5 protein-coding genes are annotated in these 6011 nt (G+C 46.7%); 4 read left to right on the top strand and 1 reads right to left on the bottom strand.

What is annotated here, in order from left to right:
* The 4 genes from rnr to recR form a co-directional block, all read left to right on the top strand.
* Positions 1-2462 (top strand): ribonuclease R (gene rnr / locus ACTHUM_RS01970; protein WP_440402790.1); only part of this gene is annotated, 2462 nt, incomplete at its 5' end.
* A gap of 82 nt (positions 2463-2544) precedes the next feature.
* Positions 2545-2892 carry an ArsC family reductase gene (locus tag ACTHUM_RS01965; RefSeq protein ID WP_004519737.1) on the top strand — a complete coding sequence of 116 codons (348 nt, stop codon included), beginning with the start codon at positions 2545-2547 and terminating at the stop codon, positions 2890-2892.
* 145 nt (positions 2893-3037) lie between these two features.
* Positions 3038-4891, top strand: a complete 1854-nt coding sequence (locus ACTHUM_RS01960) for a SurA N-terminal domain-containing protein (RefSeq protein ID WP_004519736.1) — start codon at positions 3038-3040, stop codon at positions 4889-4891.
* Between the two features lie 82 nt (positions 4892-4973).
* Positions 4974-5579 carry a recombination mediator RecR gene (recR, locus tag ACTHUM_RS01955; protein ID WP_003679078.1) on the top strand — a complete coding sequence of 202 codons (606 nt, stop codon included), beginning with the start codon at positions 4974-4976 and terminating at the stop codon, positions 5577-5579.
* 62 nt (positions 5580-5641) lie between these two features.
* On the opposite strand, the gene ACTHUM_RS01950 is transcribed toward recR, so the two are convergent.
* Positions 5642-5929 (bottom strand): hypothetical protein, encoded by a 288-nt coding sequence (locus tag ACTHUM_RS01950; protein ID WP_003683377.1) that lies wholly within the window; start codon positions 5927-5929, stop codon positions 5642-5644.
* Positions 5930-6011 lie beyond the last annotated feature (82 nt).

Here is a 6011-nt window from a genome sequence, read left to right as displayed (position 1 = left end):
CTTTAAATTTACGAGAAAAAGACCCGTATTTGGAGCGGGAGAAACAACGTTACGCTCATCCGTTGCCCAGCCGTGAATGGGTCATTGAATTATTGGAACAAAAAGGTGTGCCGACAAAAATCGAAGCGTTGGCACATGAATTGTCGATTACAGAAGATGAATATGAATTCTTCGAACGCCGTTTGAAAGCGATGGCACGTGATGGTCAGGTGTTGATCAACCGACGTGGCGCGGTATGCGCGGCAGAAAAATTGGCATTGGTTAAATGTCGTGTCGAAGCGCATAAAGACGGTTTTGGTTTTGCTGTGCCGCTAACGCCGACGGGCGAAGGTGATTTCGTTTTGTATGAGCGTCAGATGCGCGGCGTGATGCACGGGGATATTGTTACCGTTCGTCCTGCCGGTATCGACCGCAGAGGCCGTCGTGAAGGAACGGTTTTAGATGTGGTGGAGCGTGCGCAGTCTAAAGTGGTCGGTCGTTTTTATATGGATCGTGGCGTGGCTATTTTGGAGGCAGAAGACAAGCGTTTGAGCCAAAGTATCGTGTTAGAGCCTGAAAGCGTGGCGAACTTTAAACCGCAATCCGGCCAAGTGATTGTGGCTGAAATTGAGACGTATCCTGAAGCGCATCGTCCTGCTGTGGCTAAGCTGATTGAAGTGTTGGGCGATTATGCCGACAGCGGTATGGAAATTGAAATTGCTGTACGCAAGCACCATTTGCCTCATCAATTCAGCGAAGCGTGTGTCAAAGCCGCGAAGAAAATTCCCGATCATGTGCGTAAAACCGACTTGAAAGGGCGCGTGGACTTACGCGATTTGCCTCTGGTAACCATTGACGGCGAAACTGCGCGGGACTTTGACGATGCGGTTTTTGCCGAAAAAATTGGCCGCAACTACCGCTTGGTGGTGGCGATAGCTGATGTCAGTCATTATGTCCGCCCTGATGACGCGATTGATGTAGATGCTCAAGAACGCAGTACCAGCGTGTATTTCCCGCGCCGTGTGATTCCAATGCTGCCGGAGAATTTGTCCAACGGCATCTGCTCTCTCAATCCTGATGTTGAACGCCTGTGTATGGTGTGCGATATGGTGATTACCTATGCCGGCAATATCAAGAAATACCGTTTCTATCCGGCAGTAATGCGTTCTCATGCGCGACTGACTTACAATCAAGTTTGGGATTGGATTTCAGACGGCCAGGATTATCCGTTTAAGCAGCAAATCGATACTCTGTATAAGTTATTTAAAATCTTGCAGAAAAAACGTTTCGAGCGTGGCGCGGTTGAGTTTGAGAGCGTTGAGACTCAGATGATTTTTGATGACAACGGTAAGATTGACAAGATTGTTCCCGTTGTCCGCAACGATGCGCACAAGCTGATTGAAGAATGTATGTTAGCGGCGAATGTTTGCGCGGCAGAATTTTTGCTGAAAAACAAACATACGGCTTTGTTCCGTAATCACTTGGGCCCGACTCCTGAAAAACTGGCCACCTTACGCGAGCAGCTTGGTTTGCTGGGGCTGAGTTTGGGTGGCGGCGATAATCCGACGCCGAAAGACTATGCTACGCTTGCCGAGCAATTTAAAAACCGTCCGGACGCGGAATTGTTACAAGTGATGATGCTGCGTTCTATGCAGCAGGCGGTTTATGAGCCTCATTGCGACGGTCACTTTGGTCTGGCTTATGGCGCATATGCACACTTTACTTCGCCTATCCGCCGTTATCCCGATTTGACGGTACATCGCGCCATTAAAGCTGTATTGAACGGACAAACTTACCAACCCAATAAAACCTGGGAGGCTTTGGGCGTGCATACCTCTTTCTGCGAACGCCGAGCCGATGATGCCAGCCGCGATGTGGAAAACTGGCTGAAAACTTATTATATGCGCGACAAAGTCGGCGAAGTTTTCAGTGGCAAGATTTCGGGCATGACCAGCTTCGGTATTTTTGTAACCTTGGACGATATTCATATCGACGGCTTGGTACATATCAGCGATTTGGGAGAGGATTATTTCAACTTCCGTCCTGAAATTATGGCAATTGAGGGCGAGCGTAGTGGTGTCCGTTTCAACATGGGCGATACGGTTACTGTAAAAGTCGCGCGAGCCGATTTGGATACCAGCAAGATTGATTTGACCTTAATCAGCGGCGGTTCAGTCGGTAAGAAACGCGGAGGTAGAAAAGCAAAACCTGTAAGCAAGCCAATAGCTGCTGACAAGTCTGTCGAAAAGCGTAAGCGTAAACTGTCGGCTAAAGAAATTGATGAAGCGTTGGCTGCTCCCATGAAGGCAAAGAAGAGCAAGGTGAAAAGTAAACCTGCCTCCAAGCCTGCCAAGCCAAGCAAACCTAAAGCCGCAGGCAAGAAAAAAACGCAGGCGAAAACAACTTCCGTCAAAGCCGGGCATAAAAATAACGCGCAAGGCAAAAGCGTGAAGATTAAAGTAAAGAAAGCTGCTAAGAAATAAGCTGCATTCAATTCAGGCCGTCTGAAAAGTTTCAGACGGCCTGAATTTGTGATTTTATGAATAAAACCAAGGATAAATTAAGATGATAAAACTATACGGTATTCCCAATTGCGATACGGTTAAAAAAGCGCGCAGTTGGTTGGCGGAAAACGGCATCGAGTTTGAGTTTGTAGATTTTAAGAAAAACGCCCCGACTGCCGAATTGATTGATGGCTGGCTGGGTCAGGCGGCTTTGGAAATTTTGCTCAATAAAAGAGGTACGACTTGGCGCAAGTTGGATAAAGATGCGCAAGAATCTGCCGCCACAAAAGAAGGTGCGATTGCTTTGATGGTGGAGAATCCCAGCATCATCAAGCGGCCTGTATTGGTCAAAGAAGGACAGGTTCATGTCGGATTTTCAGTAGAAGCGTATCAGGAAATTTTCGGATAAGGTATTTTTAGGTTTTTAGGCCGTCTGAAAAAGCAAGCCTCGAAAAAATACGTTACAATACGCGCTTTGAGCCTGTTTTCAGGATTTTAAGATTTTTGCGGCAGCATTTTCTGGCTGCCGCGCCAAACTTTTCTTTCGGATAAATATGTTCCATATTGTTGAAAAATATAAAACACCCGCCCAGATTGTTTTAGGTATCATCGGTCTGACCTTTATCGGATTCGGTGCCAATAACTTGTCTTCGCCGGGTTCTGATTACATTGTCAAAGTCGGGGATGAGAAGGTCAGCGAGCATGCTTTACAGATTGCGATACAAAACGAGCAGGCTGCCGGCAATAATGCACCTTCGCGTGATGCGGTATTCCAATCGTTATTGCAACGTGCTTATCTGAAGCAAGGTGCCAAGCTGATGGGCATCGCTGTGTCTCAGGAGCAAATCAAGCAAGTTATTGTGGATGATCCGAATTTCCATGATGCTTCCGGTAAATTCAGCCAGGATTTGCTCAAGAAATATTTGGATCAACGCAGGATGACCGAGGATCAGTTCGTTGAAGATATCCGCGAACAGTTCCAATTGCAAAATCTGTTGAATTTAGTGCAAAACGGCGCTTTGGTCAGCGATGCGCAAGCACGTCAGTTGATTAACCTGACTCAAGCAACACGTACCATCCGTTCATTTACGTTCAGCCCTGAAGCATTTGCGGCACAAGTAAAAGTAGATGATGCGGCTTTGCAAAAGTATTATGAAGCGCATAAAAAAGATTACTTGATTCCTCAAGCCGTTAAGCTGGAATATGTGGCTTTGAACATCAAAGATTTGGCTGACAAGCAAACCGTCAGTGCGGAAGAAGTACAAAAAGCTTACGACAGCAAAAGTGTAGATTTGTCGCCAAGAGCCGAAATTGCGCATATTTTCATTCCGGTCATGCCTAACGGAGATGAAGCAAGTAATGCGGAAATTAAAGCAGAAGTGGACAAAATGGCTGCGGAGCTTAAAGAGCATCCGGATTCGTTTGCCGAACTGGCGGCCAAGTATTCCAAAGACTTGTCCAGCAGCAATAAAGGCGGCAACTTGGGTTATCTGAGCAAAGGTGGCGGCAGCGGCTTTGGACCTGAATTCGATAAAGCGGCATTTGCATTGGGCAAAGGCGAAGTCAGCGATACCGTAAAATCATCTTTGGGTTATCACGTCATTAAAGTTTTGAATGTCGAAGCTGAGCCGACTTTGGAACAAGCCAAAGCGCGTATCGAAGCAGCCTTGAAACTGAAAAAAGCAGCTTCTGCCTTTAATGCTGCTAAAGAAAAATTGGGTGAAGATGCCTTCAATGATCCATCTTCTTTGGCAAAAGCAGCCGCCAATTCAGGTTTGAAAGTGGAAAACTTGGATGAATGGGTGACCAGAGCGGGTGCGAAAGAGGCAGGTTTGCCTGAAACGTTGATTAATGCTGCGTTTAGCGACGATGTACTGAAGAAAAAACACAATTCTGAAGTAATTGCCATCAACAACGAAACCGTTTGGGTCATTCGTGCGAAAGAAGTGCGCGAAGAGAAAATCGCACCATTTGCGGAAGTCAAAGACAATGTCCGTGCAGCATATCAGCGCTCTGAAGCCGCCAAACTGGCAGAGAAAAAAGCCCAGGAAACTTTGGCCGCATTGAAAGCCGGTAAAGCTGCTGATGTTCAATGGTCGCCTGTTTCTCAATTGAGCGCACAAGATGCACGTAAAACCATGTCTCCGGAGGCTTATGCAGCTTTGCTGAAAGCGCGTCCTGTCGGCGGCAAACCTGCGTATACATTGTTGGAAGGTATGCCTGCGCCGGTGATTATGGAAGTTCAGAGCGTTTCTGCTCCTGAAAATGCCGATTCACAGATTCCGGCTGCTAAACAGGCTTTGGTTCAGCAGCTTTCCGCCAATGTTTTCGATGCCTTGCTCCAGTATTTGGATAAGAAAATCGATCGTACGCAAGGTGCACAACAAGTTAATAATGCTGCCGAATAAGCAGAATATTAGAGTAGGGCAGCCGGATGAATTCCGGCTGTTTTCTTATTTTTAGCTATCTTTTTAAAGGCCGTCTGAAATCATGAGTAAAAATCCTGATGCCTTTGTCCGCTTGATTAATGCATTAAAAATCCTGCCTAATGTCGGCCCGAAATCCGCTCAACGCATGGCTTACCAGCTTTTACAGTACAAACGCGAAGAAGCGCAGGAGTTGGTGGATGCTTTGCAGTTTGCCTTAAGACAGGTGCAGCATTGTCGGATGTGTAATACATTTTGCGAAGGCGATTTGTGTGAAATTTGCGCCGACGAAAAACGTGAGAAAAGCCGCTTGATGATTGTGCATATGCCGGCGGATGTTTCCAGTATGGAGGCGGCTAATTGCCATGATGGCCTGTATTTTGTTTTGATGGGGCAAGTCAGTCCGGCGCAGGGCATGGATATTTCGGCAGTGGCATTAGATAAGCTGGTTGCCCGTTTGCAGGCGAGTGATATTGAGGAAATTATCATTGCAACCAACTTCACAGCCGAAGGCGACGCGACAGCGTATGTATTGGCGGAATTGTTTAAAAATCTTCCTTATAAAGTCAGCCGGTTGGCAAGGGGAATCCCTTTGGGCGGCGAGATGGAATATGTGGATGCCGGTACTTTGGCACAGGCTGTTTACGATAGAAGAAATATCCAATCTTAAATGCCAATATAAAAAGGCCGTCTGAATGTTTTTCAGACGGCCTTTTCATTGATGAAATCAGATTATTTGCAGCTGACGCCTTGAATTTGAGGCGTATCACCGTTGCCGACTTTAAATGCGCATTTGGTTGCGCTGCTGCCGGATACGGTAACAACACCGTTTCCGCTGTTGAGGCTGACAGGTTCTTTTACGCCCATGCCGACAGCAGTGGCTGCCAGTTTTTGAACATCGGCGTCGGAGTAAGCGGTATTGTTTGAACTGATTTTGATTTCTTTGGCGGCATATGCATTGAAGCTGAATGACAAACCCACAGCTACGGATACGAGGGCCAAGAATTTTTTGCTGTTCATTAGTGTATTTCCTTTTTGATGGTGACAAAGTGTGTCACAGCTTCAGAATAAGGGCGATTGGCCGATTGTGCAAGTTTTTCGG

The sequence above is a fragment of the Neisseria sp. P0021.S006 genome, assembly GCF_051956895.1.
This window is presented reverse-complemented; position numbering and strand designations above follow the sequence as displayed.

Excerpts from the sequence above, each read along its gene's own strand:
- ACTHUM_RS01965 (WP_004519737.1), top strand. The coding sequence starts at position 2,545 with ATGATAAAACTATACGGTATTCCCAATTGCGATACGGTTAAAAAAGCG.
- ACTHUM_RS01960 (WP_004519736.1), top strand. The coding sequence starts at position 3,038 with ATGTTCCATATTGTTGAAAAATATAAAACACCCGCCCAGATTGTTTTA.
- recR (WP_003679078.1), top strand. The coding sequence starts at position 4,974 with ATGAGTAAAAATCCTGATGCCTTTGTCCGCTTGATTAATGCATTAAAA.
- ACTHUM_RS01950 (WP_003683377.1), bottom strand. The coding sequence starts at position 5,929 with ATGAACAGCAAAAAATTCTTGGCCCTCGTATCCGTAGCTGTGGGTTTG.